Genomic DNA, 20,325 nt, shown 5'->3' on the forward strand with positions numbered 1-20,325 from the left:
GCAAGAAAGGTCTGCCTGTGAACCACCAACCAACCCGCCGGACTTACCTGTTGCTCTCCGCCGCCGCTGCTGCCTCTGCCTTGACCCTGTCCGGCTGCGCGGTCGGCGGCACCCCCGCTGCCGAGGAGTCCGGCCCCGTCACCATCCGCTTTACCTGGTGGGGCGGTGATGCCCGCCAGAAAGCCACCCAGAAAGTCATCGACGCCTTCGAGGCTGAGAACCCCAACATCACTGTGGTGGGTGAATACAGCGACTGGACGGGCTACTGGGACAAGCTCGCAACGCAGGTGGCAGCCAACGACGCGCCGGACATCATCCAGATGGACGAGAAGTACGTCCGGGAATACGGCGACCGCGGCGCGCTCCTGGATATCAAGAAACTAGCCGGCCTGGACACCTCCGGCATCGACCCGGACACCCTCAAGAGCGGGGAGGTGGACGGGGAACTGGTTGGCCTGGTCACCGGCATCGCCACGTTCTGCATCGCTGCCAACCCAAGCGTCCTGGCCAAAGCCGGGGTGGCGCTGCCGGATGACACCACGTGGACGTGGGAGGACTACCGGGAAATCGGCCAGCAGATCAGCCGGAGCGGGGCAGGCACGGGCGTGGGTGTGCAGTACGGGGATCAGGACCTCTATATCTGGGCACGCCAGCACGGTGACCGGCTTTACGATGACGGGGGCAACGTGGTGATCAAGCCTGAAACGCTCGTCTCGTTCTGGCAGAACGTCCGGGACCTGTCCACGTCCGGCGCCGGCGCCAAGCCATCGGCCATCATCGAAAGTGCCACCGCTTCGCTGAACCAGACACCGCTGGCCAAAAACGAGATGGCTTTCTCCGGTGTGTTCAGCACCCAGCTCACGGCCTACTCGGGCGCCAGCGGGCAGGAACTGAAGCTGCTGCGCCTGCCCGGCGAGTCCAGCGCCGCAGAACGCGGGGCCTATTACAAGCCATCCATGTTCTGGTCCGTCTCATCCCGCACCAAACACCAGAAGGCGGCGGAGAAGTTCCTGAACTACCTCACCAACAGCCAGACCGCGGCCGACATCATGCTCACTGAACGCGGCATACCCGCCAACGCAAAAGTCCGCGAAGCCATCGCCGCCAAGCTGAACGCCACGGACAAGGCCGCGATCGAGTTCACCAACGCCATCGCCGACGAGGTCAGGCCAGCCCCGCCCATCACGCCTGCCGGCGGCAGCACCATCACGGATATCCTCAGCCGCTACACCTCGGACATCCTTTTCGAACGCACCACCCCCGAAAAGGCCGCCCAGCCCTTCATCGACGAACTGTCCTCCTCACTCCGGAAGTAGAAATGACCCACCACAGGAATCACGACGCCGGTACGCCCCTTCGCGTCGCTGTCATCGGCACCGGCGGCATCGCCAATGCCCACGCCGAGGCACTCAAGCAGCAACCCGGCGTCGAACTCGCGGCAGCGATCGACGTGGACCCCGCGCGTTCGGAGGCCTTCGCCGGCAAGTGGGGCGTCGCCCGGACCGCGGCAAGCCTGGCAGAAGCGCTCGACGGCGGCGCGCTGGATCTCGCAGCCATCTGCACTCCCCCCTCCAGCCACTTTCCCCTGGCACTGGAAGCGCTGTCCTTCGGTCTGCATGCCGTCATCGAAAAGCCGCCGGCCTTGTCCCTGAGCCAGATGCGGCAGCTGGAAACCGCGGAGCAGGCGTCCGCCGGCTCCCTGAGCTGCATCTTCCAGCACCGCTTCGGCTCGGGCGCGCAGCGGCTGCTCGCACTTCAGCAGTCCGGGGCCCTGGGCAGGCAGCTGGTGGGCACTTGCAACACCCTCTGGTTCCGCGACCAGCCATACTTCGATGTTCCCTGGCGCGGGCTCTGGGATGTGGAGGGCGGCGGGCCCACCATGGGCCACGGCATCCACCAGTTCGACCTGCTCCTGCACCTGTGGGGTCCATGGTCCGAAGTGACGGCCTTCGCGGGCAAGCTGGCCCGCACAACAGATACCGAGGATGCCTCAGCTGCGGTGGTCCGCTTCGAATCCGGCGCGATCGCCACTGTCATCAACTCCGTCATCTCCCCCCGGGAAACCTCATACCTTCGGCTGGACTACGAGAACGCAACGGTGGAGCTCGAACACCTCTACGGCTACAGCGACCACCATTGGAAGGTGACCCCGGCGCCGGGCCAGGACGCCGTCGTCGGCCTCTGGAACGAGGGGGCGGACCACCCCAGCGGACACCCGGCGCAGTACGCGGCGATCATCCGCAGCCTGCAGGCCCGGGAACCGGCTGCTGTCTCCATCTCAGACGCCTATGCCACCATGGAGCTGGCGGCCGCTATCTACGCGTCGAGCGTCAGCGGGACCACTGTTTCGCGCGGCCAGATTGACGAGTCGAGCCCGTTTTTCACCCGCATGGACGGACACCTGGAACCCTGGAAACAAGAGGAAGCACTCGAAGCATGAGCACCGAAGCCGCACTCAGCTGGCGCGACGACAACCAGTCCCTGACCGTATCGCTCGGGGACGTGGAGATCGCCACCTACACGTACGATGCCACGGACGAACAGCGCGAGTCGCCGCGCCCCTTCTTCCACCCGCTGCGCACCACGGCGGGCGAAACGGTCACCGCCTACCGCCCGTGGGACCACGTCTGGCACAAGGGCATTGCCTGGTCCCTGCCCCACTTCGGCGATGACAACTTCTGGGGCGGGCCCAGCTACCGGCGCGGCAAGGACTACACGTGGCTGCCCAACAACGGAAGCATGCGCCACGGGCGCGTAATCGAAGCAGGGCTCGACGGCGGCGCGTTCCGTTTTGCCCACACGCTGGGCTGGTGGACGCAGGCCGGAAAGCACGTGGTGGACGAAACCCGCACCATTCGGATTACCCCGGGCCCTGACGCCGCCTGGACCCTTGTCTTCGAAACGGAGATGACGAACGTCTCCGGCGGCGACATCCACATCGGCTCGCCCACCACCGAAGGGCGGGAGAACGCCGGGTACGGCGGACTGTTCTGGCGGGGCCCGCGCGAATTTACCGGCGGCCGCATCGTTGGCCCGGGCGGAGCCAGCGGCGAAGCGCTGCGCGGGACCCGCGGCCCCTGGCTGGCATTTGTAGGCCAGCACGATGACACCTGCCGGTTTTCCACAGTGCTGATCGCTGACGCCACCACCAACGCCCAACACCCGCCGGAATGGTTTGCCCGGTCCGAGCCCTTTGCCTGCTTTGGTCCTGCCCCGTTCTTCAGCACGGAGGTCACCTTCGCCGCCGGGGAAACAATGGTCAACCGGTATGCCGTGGTGATCGCGGACGGCGACTCGGACCAGGAGCGGCTGGACCATCTCGCCACCCTGGCCGCGGAAACCCTCCAGCGGAAAGCTGTGGCGGACCGGACCAGGGCATGAAGACCCAGGCACTCCCCTTCCCCGGCAGCGTGGGCCTGACGCGCCTGAGCGTTTACGACTGGGAAACCAGCGATGGGGTGTGCGGCGGCTCTCCCCACATGCATACCGCCTCCACGGAGGCGTACCTGGTGCTGTCCGGATCCGGACGCGTGGAAACCATCCGCGCCTCAGGATACGAATCCTATGATCTGGCCCCCGATGACCTGCTCTGGTTCAGCCCGGGCACCATCCACCGGCTGGTCAACGGGCACAACCTGGAGATCCTGGCCATTATGCAAAATGGCGGACTGCCGGAGGCCGGGGATGCCGTCCTGACCTTCGAGCCGGAGGTCGTTGCGGACGCGAAGCGGTATGCCCAGGCTGCAACGCTCGACGCCGGCCCCGGCTCGCCGTCGTCCTCGCTGCCTGCTGCGGCGCGCACCCGGAGGGACGCAGCGCTGGCCGGCTACCTGCGGCTGAAGGAGGCCGCGCAGGCGGGTGACGTCGGTGCCGTCGAGCGGTTCCACCGTGACGCCGTCCGCCTGGTGCAGGCGCGGGTACCTGACTGGCAGGAGCTGTGGAAGGAGAGCATCGCACCTGAGGCTGCCCGGACGGAAGGGTGGCTTGCGGACCTTGCGGAAGGCAGGTACAGCCATTTCAAGGATGCCGCCGTCACCCGGAGCGCGCCTTCGAACGGGGAGCGCGTCCTGGGGATGTGCGGAATGCTGCAAAAATGGGACAGCAACGGCAGCAGGTGAAGGGACACCACCGGACATGGCGCAGGAAGCAGTGGCACAGGAAGCAGTGACACAGGGCAAGACAAAAGCGCCAACCATCTACGATGTGGCCGCGCTTGCCGGCGTGTCCCACCAAACCGTGTCCCGGTACTTCAAAGCCCCTGGCGGGCTCAAGCCGGCAACCCTGGAGCGCGTGGAAAAGGCCCTCGCCGAGCTTCACTACACTCCCAACCTGGCAGCCCGCTCATTGCGGTCCCGGGAGCATTACCGGGTGGTAGTGGTGGTTCCGGAAGCTTCGCTGTACTTCCCCGCCCGGATGCTGAATGGAGCCGCCGGGGCCGCCCATTCGGCCGGATACCGCGTGGACGTTGTGGCCATCGAGGGAACCGCCGAAGCCCGCGCGCACCAGCTGGAAACCCTGCTGGGCGGCGAGGACATCGCCGGTATCCTGTCCTTCGTCCCCAGGCCCAAGGGGAGCCCGGCCGCCCGGCAGTCCGCGGCTGTTCCCATGGTGGTGGCCGGCGAGTACGACAACAAGATGCGTGCGCGGGGCAGCTTGGCGGACGGCGCTGCGGCACGCAAGATCATTGAGCACCTTGCCTCGCTGGGACACCGGAACTTCTTCCACGTCGCCGGGCCAACAGCCTGGCCGTCGGCGCGCAACCGGCGGGCTGTCTACGAGGAAACAGTGGCCGAGCTTGGCCTGGTATCGCTGGGGGTTGTCCTGGGCGACTGGTCTCCGGCCTCCGGGTACGCTGCGGGGCGGAAGATCGCGGCCGTCAAGGACGCCACCGCCGTTTTTGCTGCCAACGACCAGATGGCCATCGGCGTCATCCGGGCACTGCATGAACATGGCCTTGCGGTGCCTGATGATGTGAGCGTCTTCGGCTGGGATGACATGGCGGAGTCTTCGTTCCTGATCCCCACCCTGTCCAGCGTGCACATGGACCTGGAGGCGCTTGGAGCCCGGAGCATGTCCGAACTCATCGCCCGGATCCGGGGGCAGCAGCCCGCCACTGAGGCGTTGTCCCTGGCGCCAATGGAGTTGGTATTCAGGGAATCAACGGCCCGGGTGCGGGCTTAGCGCTCCAGGTCATCCCAGCAATTCCCGGACCAGCTCTCTGCATTTTTGGTATGCCGGTTCGGCCGGATCGATGAGTGCGAAGTGGTCCCCGGGCACCGTGACCAGCTGCGCCGGAATGCTGCCAGCCTGGCTTGCTTCCACGTAGGAGGAGGACATGGCCAGCGGCACGTCGTCGTCCTCCGTGGCGTGGACGGCATAGACCGGAACGTCCAGCGGGAGCGCTGCCATCGGGTCCGCATACCGGTGACGGCCGGGATATTCCGACGACGGCCCGCCCAGCAGGTTGGCCGCCGCACCGTTGCTGAGGTTGAGCCTTTCGGCCTCTGCCAGGTTGAGGACGCCGGACTGGCTCACCACGCCGGTGAGGCGGACGCCACCGGCGTCTGCCCCGACGTCGCGGTGCTCACGTTCCCCCAACCCGCCCAGCCGGTCCCGCCCAGCCGCCCATACGGCCAGGTGCCCGCCCGCCGAGTGCCCCAACGCCACCACTTTGGCCAAGTCCAGTGAATGAGGGCTGGCGAGCTCCTGCAGTTTGTCGATGCCGGCCAGGATGTCCTGGAAGGTACCCGGCCAGCCGCCACCGTTTCCGGCGCGGCGGTACTCCAGGTTCCACGCCGCCATGCCGTGTCCGGCAAGGTCCGCGGCCAAAGGCTGCCCCAACTCGGCGCCGTACTGCGAGCGCCAGTAGCCGCCGTGAATCACCACCACCACGCCGCGGTACGTACCGCCGCCGGGAAGCTCTGGAAGGAACAGTTCGCCCCACTGGCTCGGGTCACTGCCGTAGTTATACCTGTGCCGCTGCACTGCATCCCCCCTTGTTGGTGCCACGGACGTCCCGTTCTGTTTCGGAGGAGAGCAGGCTGCCAGGCCGGCTCCCACGGCACCGGCGGCTGAGCCCGCAAGGAACGCACGACGCCGGAGCTCACCCATGCACCTGAGCCTACAGACCTGCTGCCGTCAAGCCCCTGACACAACGCCAAGCCGGTTCTGCATGAGCTCCCACTTGTTCGGCTAGCGAACTTTTGTGCACTTAATGAACAACGGCTGTACCCTTGTCGACGGAAGAAAGCATGCCGTGGGTCACGTATGGATGTGGCGGAGCTCTCGATCGGCTGCCCTTCCCTCCTTTTACTAAATCAATGAGGATTCCATGACAACTTCTCCCTCCGCCCGCCCGACGCGTTGGCCCGTGTGGCTCTGCTGGCTGGCCATGGTCCTGGACGGCTTCGACCTCGTAGTGCTCGGCACCGTCATCCCCACCTTGATCAAGACCGGCGAGCTCGGCTTTGACGCTGTGGGCGCCACTTTCGTGGCCACCATCTCACTCGTGGGCGTGGGCCTGGGAGCGCTCTTCATCGCCCCGCTCTCGGACCGCTTTGGACGCCGGAACCTGCTGGTGGCGTGTGTGCTCTGGTTCTCGCTGTTCACCCTCGCGGTGGTGTGGGCCCCGAATGTTGCCGTCTTCGGCGCGCTCCGACTGTTGGCCGGGGCCGGGCTTGGGGCATGCCTGCCGGCCGCCCTTGCCTACATGAACGACTACGCCCCGGCCAGTTCCGCCGGCAAGTCAACCACCCGCACCATGACCGGATACCATGTTGGCGCGGTGGCCACAGCCTTCCTGGCGATGATCGTCATCCCCGATTGGCGCATCATGTTTGTGGTGGGCGGCCTTGCCGGCCTGGTCCTTGCGCCGTTCCTCTGGTTCAAGCTGCCGGAGACCTTGCCCGCGGCCCGGGCTGCCGGCGCAGAGGAAAAGACCGGGTTCCGGAGCCTGGTGCAGAAGCCTTATCCCCTCATTGCGGCGGCCATCGGTGCAGCTTCCTTTATGGGGCTGCTGCTGGTGTATGGCCTGAATACCTGGCTTCCGCAGCTGATGGCTTCCGCCGGATACCCTGTCAGCGCCGGGCTTTCCCTGCTCCTGGTCTTGAATCTCGGCGCCGTTGCCGGACTGATCATCGCGGGCATCCTGGCCGACAAGCACGGGACCAAGCCCATCGTGTTGCTGTGGTTTGGACTCTCGGCCGTATGCCTCGCCCTCTTGAGCGTCAAGGTCGACAACGCGGTCCTGCTGAACGTGCTCGTCTTCGTCACGGGCGTGTTCGTCTTCAGCTCCCAGGTACTCGTTTACGCCTGGGTCAGCCAGTTGTTCCCTGCCCGCCTGCGCGCCACCGCACTCGGCTTCGCTGCCGGCGTGGGCCGCGTCGGCGCCATTGCAGGGCCTGCCCTGACGGGCGGGCTGGTTGCCGCCGGCATCGCCTACCCCTGGGGTTTCTACGTCTTCGCGGCCGCCGGCGCCCTGGCCGTGGCAGCCCTGCTGGCGGTCCCCCGCGCTGTTGCGGTCGCCCGCACCGAAACCCCGGTCAGTTAGGCGTTTCCCAGCCGGTCGGTTTGTCCGGGTGGGACCTCTTCAGAGGCCCCACCCGGAAAGCTGTTCAACTCCGCAGCAGACGCTCGACGTCGGCCGCCTCGGGATAGGCAGCCTGCGTCCCCTTCCGGGTGGTGGCCAGGGCAGCCGCCACGGAAGCGAACGCGGCAGCATCGGCGAGCGCATCGCCGGCGGCCAGGCGGACTGCGACGGCACCGGTAAAGGCGTCACCGGCACCCGTGGTGTCTACGGCGGCGACCTTGGTGGGCTGCACAAAAGTGACGAGCCGGTCCGGCGGGGCCAGCGAGTCCAACACCACGGAACCGTTCGAACCCAGCGTCACCAGCACCTGCTGGATCCCCCGCTCGGCGAACCTTTCCCGGACGGCATCCCACTGCGCGGCACGGGCATCGGCACCCGGGACGGATGCGCCCGGGCCGAGGAAAAGCGCGGCTTCATGGGCGTTCACCAGCAGGACGTCCGTCAACTCGGCCAGGGCTGACGGGATGTGCGCGTACGGCGAGAGGTTCAGCAGCACTGTTGCGCCGGCGTCGTGCCCTGCCTGCGCTGCGGCCAGAACCGTCCCCATGCTGACTTCGAGGCAAAGGCACACGACGGCGGCCTTCGCGAGGACGTCTGAGGCCTCCGCCACATCCGCCGGTGAGAGGGTTCCATTGGCGCCGGCGGAGATGATGATGTTGTTCTCTCCATTGGCGTCGACGGCGATCACCGCGACGCCCGTGGGCTCGTATGACGTGCGGACATGCCCCACGTCCACACCCGCTCGCCCCGCCGAGGAGAGCAGCATGCTGCCGTTGGGGTCATCCCCCACCGCGCCCACCAGGCTGACGTTCCCGCCCAACAGGCTGGCGGCCACTGCCTGGTTGGCGCTCTTGCCGCCCGGGTTTACGGCGAACCCGTTGCCGTGCACCGTCTCACCGGGCAGCGGGAGGCGGTCGCAGTAGATGGTCAGGTCCGCGTTCAGGGAGCCGACGACGACGATCCGGCCCGGCCGCCGCGCCTCACCTTCAGCGGCGGCTGGCTCAGCGGCGGCGCTCATTCGGCCACCTCAGCTTCAACGGGCTTGGGGATCAGCAGCGAGGCGGCGAACGCCGCCACGGTGAGGGCCAGGCCAACAACCACAACAGTCAGGTAGGACGCCTTCGCATCCCCGAGGGCCGACGTCGCCACCAGCACGGCAGGCAGCACCAGGAAGCTGAGGCCTGCGCCGAGGTTGAAGGCACCGGCGTTCATGCCGGGCAGGAAACCGGGGTTGCCGGCGGGCGAGAGGACAACACCGAGTCCATTGAGCATGATGTTGACCGTACCGGCGTACATAATGCCCAGCAAGACCGTGCCGGCAATCATCAGGGGCAGGCTGCTGAGGCCGAAGAACGCGATGATGGCCAGGGCCGCGATGCTGCCAAGGAGCCCGATGCGCAGCACCTTGGTGTAGCCCAGCACGGGGGCGAGCTTGCCACTGAGCGGTCCCACGATCCAGCCCAACAGCGCGTACGGGGTGAGGATGATCAACGACATTTCGGTGGGGCCGATGCCAAAGCCGGGATCGGCGGCCTGGACGTAGGCGGGGACGATGCCGTTGATGACGGCGAAGATGCCGGTCATGGTCAGGGTGGTGGTCAGCAGCGGCGCCCAGGTGGAGCGCTGGCGCAGGTGCGCGGTTTCCACCATGGGCTGGCCGGCCCGCTTCTCCACGGTCCAGAAGGCGTAGAATGCGGCGGCGGCCACCAGGACCAGCGCAATGCTGAGCATCAGGGTGCCGGAGGAGAAGGCGCCCACCAGCTTCGATCCCTCATTCAGGGCGGTGAGCAGCGCGCCCACGGCCACCACAATGAAGAACACACCCAGCCAGTCCATCCGGGTGCCGGCGGCGGGCTTGCTTTCGCCGGCAAGGAACGCGACCAGTGCCGTGGCAACCAGGGCCAGCACCACCATGAGCCAGAAGATGCTGCGGAAGCCGAAGTGCTCGGCGAAGTAACCGCCTACAAAGGAGTCGACACCGGCAACGCCGCCGTTGACGGCCGTGATCAGGCCCATGAGCGTGCCGTACTTGCGCGGGTTGGTGACAGCAGAGCGCAGCATGATCAGGCAGAGCGGAACCGTGGGGCCGCTGACGCCCTGGATGATGCGGCCAACAAAGAGCCAGGTGACGTCCGGGGCGAGGGCGGCGATGACCGAGCCGACGGCCATCAGCAGCATCATGCCCACCAGGATCTTCTTGCGTCCCACGATGTCGCTCAGGCGGGGCAGGAACAGGGAGAACAGCGCGGCAGCGGTGAAGAACCACGTCTGCGAGAGGCCGATGACCGCCTGGTCAGTGTTGAGCTCCTCGCCCATGGTCACCAGGGCCGGGCTGAGCATCGAGGCGTTGAGCTGGAAGGCTACGCAGGCTGCCAGCAGGGCAACCATCAGGGCAGTGACATTGCCTCGGCCGGTCTTCGCTTCAGTAACGGTGGCAGTCATTTACTTGACCCCTCCGACGGTGACGGCGGCACGTTCTTCGCGTTCGACGTCGGCCGCGTTGCCTGTGATAGTTGGCTCGCCGATGCGTTCCAGGGCGTCGGTGACCAGGTCCCAGAACTTTTTGTGGTCCAGGTCCACGGCGACGCTGGTGTGGCAGTCGGCCGGCGCGGGGGCACGGAAGTCGGCCACCGTCATGCCAAGCGTCAGGGTGCCCTGGAGTTCGATGTTGACCGGCACCTTGCGGGTGCTGACGATGCTGGGATCGATCACGTAGGCCACGGCACAGGGGTCATGCACCGGCGGGAAGTCGAAGCCCTGGGCGTCCTTGTAGGTGTGGGCGAAGAAATCCATCAGCTCGGTGACGAACCTTGCCGGTTTGGTGCCGATGGCCGCGATTTTTTCAACCACGTCCGGGGTGGCCAGCGCCTGGTGGGTCAGGTCCAGGCCCACCATCACCACGGGCCACTTCTCGTTGAAGACGATGTGCGCGGCCTCGGGGTCGATGATGATGTTGAATTCGGCCACGGCACTCCAGTTGCCCACGTGGTAGCCGCCGCCCATCAGGACGACTTCCTTGACGCGTTCCACGATGCGGGGTTCCTTGCGGGCGGCCAAGGCGATGTTGGTCAGGCCTGCGGTGGGGACCAGGGTGACGGTGCCGGGTTCGTGCGCCATCACGGTGTCGATGATGAGGTCGACGGCGTGCCGCGGGTCCAGCCCGATGGTGGACTCCGGGAGGGCGGGGCCGTCCATGCCGGACTCGCCGTGGATGTCCGGGGCGGTTTCGATGCTGCGGACCAGGGGACGGCCGCAGCCGGCGGCGAAGGGAACCCCGCTGATGCCGGCAATGGTTCCGACGGCCAGGGCGTTGCGGGTGACTTTTTCGAGCGTCTGGTTGCCCACCACCGTGGTGACGGCCAGCAGTTCTATGTCGGGGTTGCCGTGCGCGAGCAGCAACGCCACAGCGTCGTCATGCCCGGGATCGCAGTCAAGAATGATCTTCTTGCGGGGTTTGGGGTCCACGATGTTCTCCACGTCTTTGGGGCCCGCGCCAAGTGCATACACACTGCTCGGGGAGTTGAAGCGTTCAGAGTGATCATGGCACTGTCGGGAACGTCACGTCAAACGCTTGACGTTCGTGCAGGTCAAGCGCTTGATGCCAAGGGGTAAAAGAAAAAGGCAAGCCATGTCTGCGTGGCTCGGCTTAGCGCAGTTCGATGTTCAGCGCTTGGAAGTCGTCGGCTGCGTGGCGGCCCACCAGCAGGCGGAAGCTGCCCTGCTCGAAGTTCCAGCCGCCGTCGTAGTGGCCGAATGCCTTGGCAGGAATTCGGACCTCAACTGAGGCCGCGAATCAGGCTCACCGCTCAAAGCTTCCGGATCAGGGCTCGCCGGCGCCGGAATCGCCGGCCCCCTCCTCGTCCTCAGCATCATGGTGCTCGGCCTTGTGGCGGGCCTCCTGGAGGTGGTGCTCCAGCTTCTCCTCGGCGTCCCGCCGGCGTTGTCCGACGGTCCTCATCTGCTGGGTGGTGGGTGCTGCGTGTGCATGCTGGTGCGGACCAAGGTCCCGCGGGTTTCCTCGGCTGGTGTCGCTCATAAGGGCATCGTCCCACCACAAAGGCCGTTCAGGAAGACCTGCTGCACCCGCCTTCAAGGACGTCACATCCGATTCCACTAGTGCACTCAAAGTGCAGTATGCTGCACTCATGGACAAAAGCACATCTGCCCTTGCGGCGGCCATCGGCAACCGCGTGCGCCAGGAACGGCAGGCCCGGGGTTGGACCCTCGACCAGCTCGCAGACGCCGCCGGTGTGAGCCGCCGCATGGTGGTCAACGTCGAGCAGGGCGCCGCCAATCCCAGCGTGGGTACCCTGCTCCGGATCAGCGATGCGCTGGGCATCGGACTGCCGGCGCTCGTGGATGCCCCGCGTCCAAAGCCCGTGACCGTCACGCGGAGTGGCGACGGGGCCGCCCTGTGGAGTTCCGCCGCCGGCGGCCGGGGCGTGCTGGTGGCCGGGACGGATTCACCGGATGTGGTTGAGCTGTGGGATTGGACGCTGGGCCCGGGCGACAAGCATGAGAGCGAAGCCCACGCCCCGGGAACCAAGGAACTGCTTCAGGCCCGCCAGGGGTCCCTCACTGTGGTGGTGGCTGGCGAGACCTATGTCCTGGAGCCGGGCGACGCTCTTTCCTTCCCCGGCGACGTGGACCACTCGTACTCCAATGCCACCCCGGAGCCAGTGAGCTTCTCCCTGGCTGTCTTCGAGCCGGGCGTGGGTTCGGCCCACCACAAGGAGGCCCCCAATGCCTGACGTCAAGGTGCTCCAGGAATTTTTGGCAGGTGCGTGGGTTGATCCCGCCGTTTTCTCCCTGCGGCCGGATTACCGTGCCGTCCTGCTGGCGGTGGACGGGCTGGTTCCGGGTGCCAGTAACGAGGCTGGTGAAAAGCTGCTGCAGGAGGCAGAGGCTGCAGCCCGTGCAGCACTGGACGGGCGGGGCATTGAGGAACTGCCGCATGTGGCCGCCTGGCGTGAGGCGTACAAGTCCTTCGGCGCCAAACCGCAGCGCACTCGCAACAGCCTGGAGGCATTGCTCCGCCGGGCATCTTCCGGCCTGCCGCGGGTAAACCGGCTGACCGACCTTTACAACGCGGTTTCTGTGCTGCACCAGGTTCCGCTGGGCGGCGAGGACCTGGCCGGCTACGCCGGAGCACCCCGGCTGATCCGCGCCGCCGGCACGGAGTCCTTTGACACGGTGACCGGCGGGGATGAGGTGCTTGAGCATCCGGAGCCGGGCGAGGTGGTGTGGGGCGATGACGACGGCGTAACCTGCCGGCGCTGGAACTGGCGGCAAGGCCGGCGCACCCAGCTCCGCGACGGCACTACCAAAGCGTTGTTTATCCTGGACGCCCTCGAGCCCATGACCGACGCCGCCCTCGACTCAGCCGCCGACGACCTGGCTGCCCGGCTGAAAAATCTTGGCCTGGACGTTGCCATTGCCCGCCGTCGTCTGGCCGCACCCCATCACTCCAATGAAGGAAACTGAGATGACCCAGCGCAGCGCTTCATTTAACGTCCCGGTCCCGCCGTGGGGGCTGGCGGTCACGGCGATCCTGTCGGTCCAGCTGGGCTCCGCCCTGTCCGTGAACATGATCGATGCTGTGGGACCCGGCGGCACTGCGTGGTTGCGCCTGAGCATGGGCGCAGTCATTCTCCTGGTGATCGGGCGCCCGCCGCTGCGCTCCATCCGCCGCCCGGATGTGCTGCCGTTGCTTGGCCTCGGGGTCACCACCGGCGTGATGACCGTGGGGTTCCTCGCCGCGGTCGAGCACATCCACCTCGGCACCGCCGTCGCCATCGAATTCCTCGGTCCCTTGACCGTGGCGGCCCTTCGCAGCCACAACCGCAAAGCCCTCGCCTGGCCCGCTTTAGCGCTGGTGGGCGTGGTGCTGCTGACCCAGCCGTGGCAGGGCGACTTCAACCTCGTCGGGGTTGCCTGGGCAGCGCTGGCCGCCGTCGGCTGGGGCGTCTACATCCTGCTGACGCAACGGATCGGCGACAGGTTCACCGGCATCGGCGCGCTCACGCTCACCGTGCCGATCGCCGCGGTGGCGGCCGCCGTCGTCGGAATTCCCCAGGCCGCCGGGCACCTCAGCCTGGACATCCTGGCGGCCGCGGCAGGACTGGCCATCCTGCTGCCGGTGCTGCCGTTCGCGCTGGAAATGCTGGCGCTGCGGAGGATGACGCCTGCCGCGTTCGGAACGCTGATGGCCCTCGAACCCGCCGTCGGCGTCCTGCTCGGGCTGCTCATCCTGCACCAGCAGCCGTCGGCCGTCCAGGTCGTGGGGATCCTGCTGGTGGTCTTCGCCGGGGCCGCCGCCCAGCGGGGCGGCAAGCGCCCGGCCAAAGAGCAGGAAGCCAGCCCCGCCGATCTCGACTTCGTGGGCTGAGCCGATGTTCACTGGCCTGAGCGCCTTTCCCCTAACCCCGTTGGCCAGCGATGAGGTGGATGAGGCAGCTTTCGTGCGCCTGGTTCAACGCCTCGCAGCGGCCGGCGTGGACTCCATCACCGCGCTCGGCTCCACCGGTTCCTACGCTTACCTCGGCGGAGACGAGCGACGCCGGGTGGCCCGGCTGGCAGTGGAGCATGCGGGTCCAGTCCCCGTGATCGTGGGGATCGGCGCGCTGCGGACATCGCAGGTTCTGGCCAATGCGGAGGCCGCCGGGCAGGCCGGCGCGTCCGGGGTGCTGCTGGCGCCGATGACGTACCAGCCACTGACGGACGACGACGTTTTCGAGCTGTTCCGTACGGTCACGGCGCACTCGCCGCTGCCCGTCGTGGTCTACGACAACCCGGCCACCACCCGCTTCACCTTCAGCACGGAACTGTACGGACGGATCACCCAACTGCCCCAGATTGCCTCGATCAAAATTCCGGGTGTTCCCGGCGGTCCAGAGCGGGCCCGGGCGCGGGTCCAGGAGATCCGCGCGGAAGTACCCGAACATGTGAGCATTGGCATCTCCGGCGACGCCTATGCCGCCGCCGGCCTGGTGGCCGGGTGCGACACCTGGTATTCGGTCATCGGAGGCACGTTGCCTGCGCTTGCCCTGGGCATCACGCAGGCCGTGCAGGAGGGCAGGCTGGCCGACGCCCTGGCCGAATCGGACCGGCTCGCCCCGCTGTGGGGTCTGTTCGCCGAGTTCGGGGGCAGCATCCGGGTGGTTGCCGCGATTGCTGAGCACCTCGGCCTGGTGGATGCGTCCTGCCTCCCGCTGCCGATCCAGGGGCTGACGGCGGACCAGCGCCGCCGCGTGGCTGACGTTATCGGTTTGCTGGGGCTGGGCTCGTAAGGGTTCCACGTGTCCTTGTGCTGTCCGCCGCCTACTACCATCGAGGTATGGAATCCGCGGAACAGGTGCAGCAGCCCGCGCGTTCGCGGCGGATCACCGCGGCCATGGTTGCCGCCCGGGCCGGTGTCTCCACCGCCACCGTTTCGCTGGTAGCCAACGGCAAGACGGCGGGCCGCGTCTCCGAGGACAACATCTCCCGCGTCCGCGACGCCATCGCCGAGCTTGGCTATGTGGTGGACGGGATCGGCAGTTCGCTGGCCAAGGGCGTGAGCTCGATCGTGATCCTGGTGGCGCCGGATATCTCCAACCCATTCTTCGCCAAAGTGATCGCCGGGGTCCGCGAATCCCTGGGCTCGCAGTACCAGCTGCTGCTCTCCGTCACCGAGGCGGGCGAGTTCCCCGAGGCCGACGACGTCCGGCGGCTGATGTCGCTTCGTCCGGCCGGGCTGCTGGTGGACGCACCCAACGCAGGATTCCTCGAGGACCTCGCGTCGCCGTCGCCCCTTGTCCTGCTGGACGCCCCCGGGCTGGCGGGGTATGCGCCGTCGGTGAACCTTGACGTGGCCAGCGGGGCGCGGGAACTCGCGGCGCACCTGGCCAAGGCCGGGCACCGGGAGGTGGCGTACGTGGACAGCGTCACCGGCACTGAGACCTTCGCCCTCCGGCGCGAGGCCTTCCTGGATGAGGCCGCAACCCGGGGCATCAGCGTGGGTGCGGGGCGCATCATCAGCACCACCATCGACGTCGGCGCATCGGCTGCCGCGTTCGCCGACGCCTGGCCGGGGTGGCAGCGCGAGGGGGTGACCGCCGTCGTCTGCGGTACAGATACGCATGCCTATGGCGTACTGCAGGAGGCGCGGGTGGCCGGAGTGCGGATTCCGGAGGAGCTGGCGGTGGCCGGTTTCGATGACCTCCCCTATTCGGCCACGAGCAATCCCGGCCTCACCAGCGTCCACCTGCCCGCCACTCCCCTGGGCCTGAAGGCCGGGGAGCAGCTGCGCCGGCTGATGGAGGGGAAGCCGCTGGAGCAGGACGAGGTCACGCTGGAGAGTTCGCTTGTGGTGCGTGGGTCCACGGCTGCCGCGGAACGCTGAAGTACTGCCGCCGTCGTTCTGTCAGTGCCCGGCCGTAAGCTGGGATTATGCCAAGTAACTGGGAGAACCTGGACGCGGACCTGCGCGAGTCCGTGCAGCGGAACGTGGAGATCTACGAACGCGTCCGGCCTGCCCTGAAACTGGTCACGCGGGATGTCCTGCTGCAGATGCGGGACATGCTCAAGGACAGTGAGGTCACGCCGCTGTTTGTCACCGGGCGCACCAAAACGGTGGAATCGTTCAAGGAGAAGATTTCCCGGATTGAGGAGCCGCTGGAACCGGGCGGCCCGCCGGTCCTGAAGTTCCCGGACCCGTTCCGGACGTTGAACGACATGGTGGGCATCCGGGTCATCACCAAGCTGCCGGCGGAGAACGCCGCGGTGGCCAACATCATCAAGCGCCAGCGCCAGCTGTTCGACTGCCGCGGGGACCGGGAGAAGGACATCGGCTCCATCGAGTCCGGCACGTACGGGTATTCGAGCCGGCACCTGATCCTGCGGACCATCCAGAACGAGGCCGTGAAGGAATACCAGCAGGTCTTCAACCCGGACGCCCAGCCCAACGGCAGCTACTTTTTCGAGTGCCAGATCCGCACGATTTTCGCGCACGCGTGGAGCGAGATCGAGCACGATATCCGGTTCAAGGCGGAGGATCCGCGTGCTTGGACCCCGCACTTCGACCGGCAGTTCACCGCGACTGCCGCGATGCTGGAAACGGTGGAAACCGCTTTTGCCGACCTGCATGAACGGTATGAGGAAGTGCGCAGCTTCTGGGACACCGAGGGCGAGGGCGCGGCGCCGCTGACGCCCAACCGGATCCGGGACGTGTGGCGCACCCTGCTTCCGCACGTGGACCGCAAAGTGGACGACGATTGGGGCTGGGCCGCGGAGCTACTCGCCGCGCACGGCCTCAACCAGACCATGCAGCTGGCAGGGCTGCTCAGCGCCAACCGCATCACCGAAGTGCGCAAAGCCCTGGACCACCGCTACTCCCCCGGCCCGGACCGGCTGCTCGACGACCTGCTGCTGTGGCAGTACGGCACCAAACACATCGACCTCACCGCCGAAGAGGCCGACGCCGTCCCGCACCCCCGCCGGGACAGCCTCCTGCGCCGGCTCAAGCAGATTGAGCGGTACAGGCTCACGAAGAAGTAAGAGTTAGGTAGGTCAGCGCTTGTCGCGGTCGGCGAATTCCTCGTCCAGTTCGTAGTGGCGGAACTCGGTTTCAGGGTTCGGTTCGCCGTCAACAACCACTTCGTGGTCAAGCTGGCGTTGGACCTGGCTGTCGAGTACCTGCAGTTCCTGGTCCGGTACGCTTTCCAGGTCCTCCGGGAACGCGTCTGCCGGGGTAAGGTGCAGCTTTTTATTCATGTGAGCCCGCCAATTTCATGCTGGGAGTGGTTGGTTCAGTGTAGCGGTGCGGGGGTGAAGGACAGCCCCTTTTCTGCTCCGGATTAACTGGCCTCCTTTTCTTCCCTTAAACGCGCTGCCTCGACGCCGGCAATCCTGACACACGCGGCCCAAGCACCTCCCGCAATTCCCGCCGAGGGTCACCTTCCACGCGTGGCTTCTCGTCCAGGATCATCGTCCTGCGCTCGGGCCCGTAGTCCGGCCAGTCAGGCAGGCCAGGAGCCGCGGGCTGGCCTGTTCTGGCAAAGCCTGACCAGGCGGTGCTCATCATGTCGCTCAAGCCCTGCGGTGCCGTGCCGCGGGTGAGGAACTCCGCTTCGGGCGAGGCCAGTTGCCGGAAGACAAACGGGATGTCCAGGGCATGGCAGGCGCCTAGCTTGCCGCCCATGGCCGGGCTCCGCCACGCGAAGAGATAGGCGAAGTTGTTCCCGGCGGAGCCTTGCCGGGCATCCAGCAGCCGGTTGCTGGGCTGCCGGTAGACGACGTCGGAAATGGCGGCTTCCAGCAGTTGCTTTCCACTGGGGTCGGCACCTAAAGCCGAAGCGAGCGCCCGGGCATACTCCTCCTCGCGGCCTGGAGCGCCGGACTCGGCCAGCACCGCTGCTGCGCGTTCCGCATGGGAGGGCTCCGACGGGTTCTTCGGCCGCATCTCCACGGCAAAGGACCCCTCGTTCAGGTTTGTCCCGATCAGCAGGTCAACCTCGGAATTCAGCCCGCTCCGCACCCCTTCCAGCGGCGGAACCGGCAGCAACGGCGTCCCCACCGTCGGCTGGAACGGCAGCGGGACGGTGAACGTTTGCGCGCCGAAGCGCTGCACGAGTTTCTCCTGGGCTTCGAGCAGCTGCCCAACGGGAAGCGTCAAAAGGTCCCGAGCCTGTGCCGCGTCCAGCCCGCACAGGGCCACGAACTCACGGCTGATCCGGGAAGAATCCTCAGCAGTCCGGTACCTTTCGGCGGTTCCGCTTTGCATGATCGCCCGCCGGAACAGCCCCTTCGAAGCAGGCATTCCCAGCAGTGTCCCCACCGCCGCAGCACCCGCCGACTCACCAAACAGGGTCACATTGTCCGGGTCACCCCCGAACTCCGCGATGTTCCGCTTGACCCATTGCAGTGCCTCCAGCACATCAAGCAGCGCAACGTTCGATGAGTCGCCATACTCGGTACCCAGCAGCTCAGCCAGGTGCAGGAAGCCCAGCGCGCCCAGCCGGTAATTGATGGTCACCACAACGGTGCCGGTGGCAGCGGCGAGATTGCCGCCGTCGTACATTGCGTCACTGCCCGAGCCCGAAACATACGCACCGCCGTGGACCCACACCATCACCGGCAGCCCCGAACCGCCCATCTCTGGCGTCCAGACGTTCAGGTTCAGGCAATCACTCTCGCTCCATGCGCGGGGCTTGCGCCCGGGCGGAGCCGGAACCTCCGGGGTCTGCGGCGCCGCGGGCCCCGGCAGCGTGCCATCAAGGACACCGGTCCAGCCCACAGCAGGAGCCGGGGGCTTGAACCGCCGCGCACCCGCCGGAGAACCTGCATAGGGAATTCCGAGGAAGCGGCTGACCTCCAGCCCTTCGAGGATGGATGCAGTGCCGCGGATGCATCCTTCGGCGACGGTGACGATGGGAGAAAGGCTCATTCCGGCAAAACTCCTGGTGGCGTAGGTTCAACTGCCAGCATCGCAGCTCGCCAAGGAGCAGCACACTGGCCTTTCATCCATTGGAATCCCACCTCCTGCGCCGCGCAAGCTCAGGCAATGATGGAGGTCACATTCCGGCGCAGCCGGACGACTGGAAAGAAGGAACCATGTCCCTCAGCGTGGAGGAAATGAACCAGCAGCTGCCGGTGGCCAACACCCTGCCCGGCGAAGCTGTCCCCTACTACATGGCCTCGGGCGAAGGCGCGCGCTATGAGATCAACGGCCAGCTGGTCACCGTTATCGCCCGCGCGGCGGACACCGGCGGCATCTTCAGCGCCGCCTACGTCTCCGGCGGCATGGGTGCCGAATCGCCGTTCGTCAGCCACACGGTGGAACACAAGACCCTCTACGTCTTAGATGGCATCCTGCACGTCTGGCTCCCCGGCGAAAGCCGTATCCTCACTCCCGGCGACTCCGTGGTGATTCCGCCCAACACGCCCCACGCCTACCGCATGGCCAGCCACTACACGCGCTTCCTGAACTGGATGACGCCGGGCGGCGCCGAGGCCTACTACGAGCGGGTCGGCACCCCCATCGACTCCCACATCCCGCCCGTCCGCGCCGGCCGCACGGCCAGCCTGCAGCAACAGGCTGAGGTTGGCGCCGAGTTCGGAATCACCTTCCCCGACGTTGAGCGGGTGGAGCCTTCCTTCAAGCACGACGCCGGGCTGCCGCCCACGCTGAGCCCCTACTTCCTCAGTGCGCACGAGGGTGAGCGCCTGGTCAGCTACCAGACCATGTTCACCTACCTGTCCCGGCCCGCCAACACCGGCTCGAACTACTTCGCCGTGCACACCAAGGGCGCCAAGACCCCATACATTCCGCTGCACTTCCACGAGCAGCACACGGAGAACTTCCTGGTCACCGAGGGCCGGATGTGGCTCTACGCCAACGGCCGGGAAATGCTGCTGACCAAGGGCGACTTCGTCCACGCCCCGGCCGGCACCATCCACTCCTTCGCCCTGGACTCGCACAACACCCAGATGCTGGGCTTCCTCACGCCGTCGGTCTTCAACGGCTTCTTCGAGTACTTCAACAAGCCCACCGAGGACCACATGTACACCGAGGGCGGCGAGCCCTACATGGACATGGAAGGCTTCGGCCGCGCCCAGGCCGAGATGGACCTCACCGTGGTGGGCCCACCGCCGCAGCGCCGCGTGGCCCTGGAAATCTCCTAGCAAAGCCAACGCGGGGTCACTCCCGGCCCAATAAAGTCGATTTATCGGGCCGGAAGTGACCTCGCGTTGCTTTT

21 protein-coding genes are annotated in these 20,325 nt (G+C 66.7%); 14 read left to right on the forward strand and 7 right to left on the reverse strand.

From position 1 onward, the window contains the following. Window positions 1-17 precede the first annotated feature (17 nt). From QRN11_RS09495 to QRN11_RS09515, 5 genes are read left to right on the forward strand one after another with little or no spacing between them, the layout of a single operon-like run. Window positions 18-1,316, forward strand: a complete 1,299-nt coding sequence (locus QRN11_RS09495) for an ABC transporter substrate-binding protein (RefSeq protein WP_285250763.1) — start codon at window positions 18-20, stop codon at window positions 1,314-1,316. 2 nt (window positions 1,317-1,318) lie between these two features. After that, the gene (locus QRN11_RS09500) at window positions 1,319-2,440 is read left to right on the forward strand and encodes a Gfo/Idh/MocA family protein (protein WP_285250764.1); all 1,122 of its coding nucleotides are present in this window, start codon (window positions 1,319-1,321) and stop codon (window positions 2,438-2,440) included. Continuing rightward, on the forward strand, window positions 2,437-3,381 hold the full coding sequence (locus QRN11_RS09505; protein WP_285250765.1) for a DUF6807 domain-containing protein: 945 nt from the start codon (window positions 2,437-2,439) through the stop codon (window positions 3,379-3,381). The genes QRN11_RS09500 and QRN11_RS09505 overlap by 4 nt, the downstream gene beginning before the upstream one ends. Beyond that, window positions 3,378-4,118, forward strand: coding sequence for a cupin domain-containing protein (locus QRN11_RS09510; RefSeq protein ID WP_285250766.1), 741 nt, complete (start codon window positions 3,378-3,380; stop codon window positions 4,116-4,118). The genes QRN11_RS09505 and QRN11_RS09510 overlap by 4 nt, the downstream gene beginning before the upstream one ends. Window positions 4,119-4,134: 16 nt before the next feature. After that, on the forward strand, window positions 4,135-5,181 hold the full coding sequence (locus QRN11_RS09515) for a LacI family DNA-binding transcriptional regulator (RefSeq protein ID WP_285250767.1): 1,047 nt from the start codon (window positions 4,135-4,137) through the stop codon (window positions 5,179-5,181). A 9-nt stretch (window positions 5,182-5,190) separates the two neighbouring features. Here QRN11_RS09515 and QRN11_RS09520 read toward each other — a convergent pair whose 3' ends face one another. Then, on the reverse strand, window positions 5,191-5,985 hold the full coding sequence (locus tag QRN11_RS09520) for an alpha/beta hydrolase (RefSeq protein WP_285250864.1): 795 nt from the start codon (window positions 5,983-5,985) through the stop codon (window positions 5,191-5,193). Between the two features lie 346 nt (window positions 5,986-6,331). Between QRN11_RS09520 and QRN11_RS09525 the strand changes: the two genes are divergently transcribed. Continuing rightward, window positions 6,332-7,549 carry an MFS transporter gene (locus tag QRN11_RS09525; protein WP_285250768.1) on the forward strand — a complete coding sequence of 406 codons (1,218 nt, stop codon included), beginning with the start codon at window positions 6,332-6,334 and terminating at the stop codon, window positions 7,547-7,549. Between the two features lie 64 nt (window positions 7,550-7,613). On the opposite strand, the gene QRN11_RS09530 is transcribed toward QRN11_RS09525, so the two are convergent. Genes QRN11_RS09530 through uriH form a run of 3 tightly spaced genes read right to left on the reverse strand, consistent with a single transcriptional unit; the run spans window position 7,614 to window position 11,053 of the window. Then, the gene (locus tag QRN11_RS09530) at window positions 7,614-8,606 is read right to left on the reverse strand and encodes a ribokinase (RefSeq protein ID WP_285250769.1); all 993 of its coding nucleotides are present in this window, start codon (window positions 8,604-8,606) and stop codon (window positions 7,614-7,616) included. After that, complete coding sequence (gene uriT / locus QRN11_RS09535; RefSeq protein ID WP_285250770.1) at window positions 8,603-10,030, reverse strand: uridine transporter UriT; 1,428 nt, start codon at window positions 10,028-10,030, stop codon at window positions 8,603-8,605. The genes QRN11_RS09530 and uriT overlap by 4 nt, the downstream gene beginning before the upstream one ends. Then, window positions 10,031-11,053 carry a uridine-preferring nucleoside hydrolase UriH gene (gene uriH / locus QRN11_RS09540; RefSeq protein ID WP_285250771.1) on the reverse strand — a complete coding sequence of 341 codons (1,023 nt, stop codon included), beginning with the start codon at window positions 11,051-11,053 and terminating at the stop codon, window positions 10,031-10,033. A 163-nt stretch (window positions 11,054-11,216) separates the two neighbouring features. Here uriH and QRN11_RS09545 point away from each other — a divergent pair, with 163 nt between their 5' ends. After that, window positions 11,217-11,372, forward strand: coding sequence for a hypothetical protein (locus QRN11_RS09545; protein ID WP_285250772.1), 156 nt, complete (start codon window positions 11,217-11,219; stop codon window positions 11,370-11,372). Between the two features lie 36 nt (window positions 11,373-11,408). Here QRN11_RS09545 and QRN11_RS09550 read toward each other — a convergent pair whose 3' ends face one another. Then, the gene (locus QRN11_RS09550) at window positions 11,409-11,624 is read right to left on the reverse strand and encodes a hypothetical protein (RefSeq protein WP_142057269.1); all 216 of its coding nucleotides are present in this window, start codon (window positions 11,622-11,624) and stop codon (window positions 11,409-11,411) included. A 109-nt stretch (window positions 11,625-11,733) separates the two neighbouring features. On the opposite strand from QRN11_RS09550, the gene QRN11_RS09555 reads away from it, so the two are divergent. The 6 genes from QRN11_RS09555 to QRN11_RS09580 are packed head-to-tail and all read left to right on the forward strand — an operon-like array spanning window position 11,734 to window position 17,125. Continuing rightward, the gene (locus QRN11_RS09555; protein ID WP_285250773.1) at window positions 11,734-12,339 is read left to right on the forward strand and encodes a helix-turn-helix domain-containing protein; all 606 of its coding nucleotides are present in this window, start codon (window positions 11,734-11,736) and stop codon (window positions 12,337-12,339) included. Beyond that, a complete protein-coding gene (locus tag QRN11_RS09560) occupies window positions 12,332-13,072 on the forward strand; it encodes a B3/B4 domain-containing protein (RefSeq protein WP_285250774.1) in 741 nt (246 codons plus the stop codon). The genes QRN11_RS09555 and QRN11_RS09560 overlap by 8 nt, the downstream gene beginning before the upstream one ends. A gap of 1 nt (window position 13,073) precedes the next feature. After that, window positions 13,074-13,976, forward strand: a complete 903-nt coding sequence (locus QRN11_RS09565) for an EamA family transporter (protein WP_285250775.1) — start codon at window positions 13,074-13,076, stop codon at window positions 13,974-13,976. A gap of 4 nt (window positions 13,977-13,980) precedes the next feature. After that, window positions 13,981-14,877, forward strand: a complete 897-nt coding sequence (locus tag QRN11_RS09570) for a dihydrodipicolinate synthase family protein (RefSeq protein ID WP_285250776.1) — start codon at window positions 13,981-13,983, stop codon at window positions 14,875-14,877. 47 nt (window positions 14,878-14,924) lie between these two features. After that, complete coding sequence (locus QRN11_RS09575) at window positions 14,925-15,971, forward strand: LacI family DNA-binding transcriptional regulator (protein ID WP_285250777.1); 1,047 nt, start codon at window positions 14,925-14,927, stop codon at window positions 15,969-15,971. Window positions 15,972-16,018: 47 nt separating this feature from the next. Then, entirely contained in the window at window positions 16,019-17,125 is a 1,107-nt protein-coding gene (locus tag QRN11_RS09580) for a GTP pyrophosphokinase (protein ID WP_285250778.1), read from the forward strand. Window positions 17,126-17,137: 12 nt separating this feature from the next. Here the strand turns inward: QRN11_RS09580 and QRN11_RS09585 are convergent, their stop codons facing one another. Both QRN11_RS09585 and QRN11_RS09590 read right to left on the reverse strand, forming a co-directional pair. Then, window positions 17,138-17,341 carry a hypothetical protein gene (locus QRN11_RS09585; RefSeq protein WP_091419105.1) on the reverse strand — a complete coding sequence of 68 codons (204 nt, stop codon included), beginning with the start codon at window positions 17,339-17,341 and terminating at the stop codon, window positions 17,138-17,140. 106 nt (window positions 17,342-17,447) lie between these two features. Beyond that, a complete protein-coding gene (locus QRN11_RS09590) occupies window positions 17,448-19,013 on the reverse strand; it encodes a carboxylesterase/lipase family protein (RefSeq protein ID WP_285250779.1) in 1,566 nt (521 codons plus the stop codon). Between the two features lie 167 nt (window positions 19,014-19,180). Between QRN11_RS09590 and QRN11_RS09595 the strand changes: the two genes are divergently transcribed. After that, on the forward strand, window positions 19,181-20,251 hold the full coding sequence (locus QRN11_RS09595) for a quercetin 2,3-dioxygenase (RefSeq protein WP_285250780.1): 1,071 nt from the start codon (window positions 19,181-19,183) through the stop codon (window positions 20,249-20,251). Window positions 20,252-20,325: the final 74 nt, after the last annotated feature.

Origin of the sequence: Pseudarthrobacter sp. fls2-241-R2A-168 (assembly GCF_030209335.1) — a bacterium.
GTDB lineage: Bacteria > Actinomycetota > Actinomycetes > Actinomycetales > Micrococcaceae > Arthrobacter.

Excerpts from the sequence above, each read along its gene's own strand:
- QRN11_RS09565 (WP_285250775.1), top strand. The coding sequence starts at position 13,074 with ATGACCCAGCGCAGCGCTTCATTTAACGTCCCGGTCCCGCCGTGGGGG.
- QRN11_RS09550 (WP_142057269.1), bottom strand. The coding sequence starts at position 11,624 with ATGAGCGACACCAGCCGAGGAAACCCGCGGGACCTTGGTCCGCACCAG.
- QRN11_RS09595 (WP_285250780.1), top strand. The coding sequence starts at position 19,181 with ATGTCCCTCAGCGTGGAGGAAATGAACCAGCAGCTGCCGGTGGCCAAC.
- QRN11_RS09500 (WP_285250764.1), top strand. The coding sequence starts at position 1,319 with ATGACCCACCACAGGAATCACGACGCCGGTACGCCCCTTCGCGTCGCT.
- QRN11_RS09580 (WP_285250778.1), top strand. The coding sequence starts at position 16,019 with ATGCCAAGTAACTGGGAGAACCTGGACGCGGACCTGCGCGAGTCCGTG.
- QRN11_RS09560 (WP_285250774.1), top strand. The coding sequence starts at position 12,332 with ATGCCTGACGTCAAGGTGCTCCAGGAATTTTTGGCAGGTGCGTGGGTT.
- QRN11_RS09570 (WP_285250776.1), top strand. The coding sequence starts at position 13,981 with ATGTTCACTGGCCTGAGCGCCTTTCCCCTAACCCCGTTGGCCAGCGAT.
- QRN11_RS09510 (WP_285250766.1), top strand. The coding sequence starts at position 3,378 with ATGAAGACCCAGGCACTCCCCTTCCCCGGCAGCGTGGGCCTGACGCGC.
- uriT (WP_285250770.1), bottom strand. The coding sequence starts at position 10,030 with ATGACTGCCACCGTTACTGAAGCGAAGACCGGCCGAGGCAATGTCACT.
- QRN11_RS09530 (WP_285250769.1), bottom strand. The coding sequence starts at position 8,606 with ATGAGCGCCGCCGCTGAGCCAGCCGCCGCTGAAGGTGAGGCGCGGCGG.
- QRN11_RS09545 (WP_285250772.1), top strand. The coding sequence starts at position 11,217 with ATGTCTGCGTGGCTCGGCTTAGCGCAGTTCGATGTTCAGCGCTTGGAA.
- QRN11_RS09515 (WP_285250767.1), top strand. The coding sequence starts at position 4,135 with ATGGCGCAGGAAGCAGTGGCACAGGAAGCAGTGACACAGGGCAAGACA.
- QRN11_RS09555 (WP_285250773.1), top strand. The coding sequence starts at position 11,734 with ATGGACAAAAGCACATCTGCCCTTGCGGCGGCCATCGGCAACCGCGTG.
- QRN11_RS09505 (WP_285250765.1), top strand. The coding sequence starts at position 2,437 with ATGAGCACCGAAGCCGCACTCAGCTGGCGCGACGACAACCAGTCCCTG.
- QRN11_RS09575 (WP_285250777.1), top strand. The coding sequence starts at position 14,925 with ATGGAATCCGCGGAACAGGTGCAGCAGCCCGCGCGTTCGCGGCGGATC.
- QRN11_RS09590 (WP_285250779.1), bottom strand. The coding sequence starts at position 19,013 with ATGAGCCTTTCTCCCATCGTCACCGTCGCCGAAGGATGCATCCGCGGC.
- QRN11_RS09585 (WP_091419105.1), bottom strand. The coding sequence starts at position 17,341 with ATGAATAAAAAGCTGCACCTTACCCCGGCAGACGCGTTCCCGGAGGAC.
- QRN11_RS09525 (WP_285250768.1), top strand. The coding sequence starts at position 6,332 with ATGACAACTTCTCCCTCCGCCCGCCCGACGCGTTGGCCCGTGTGGCTC.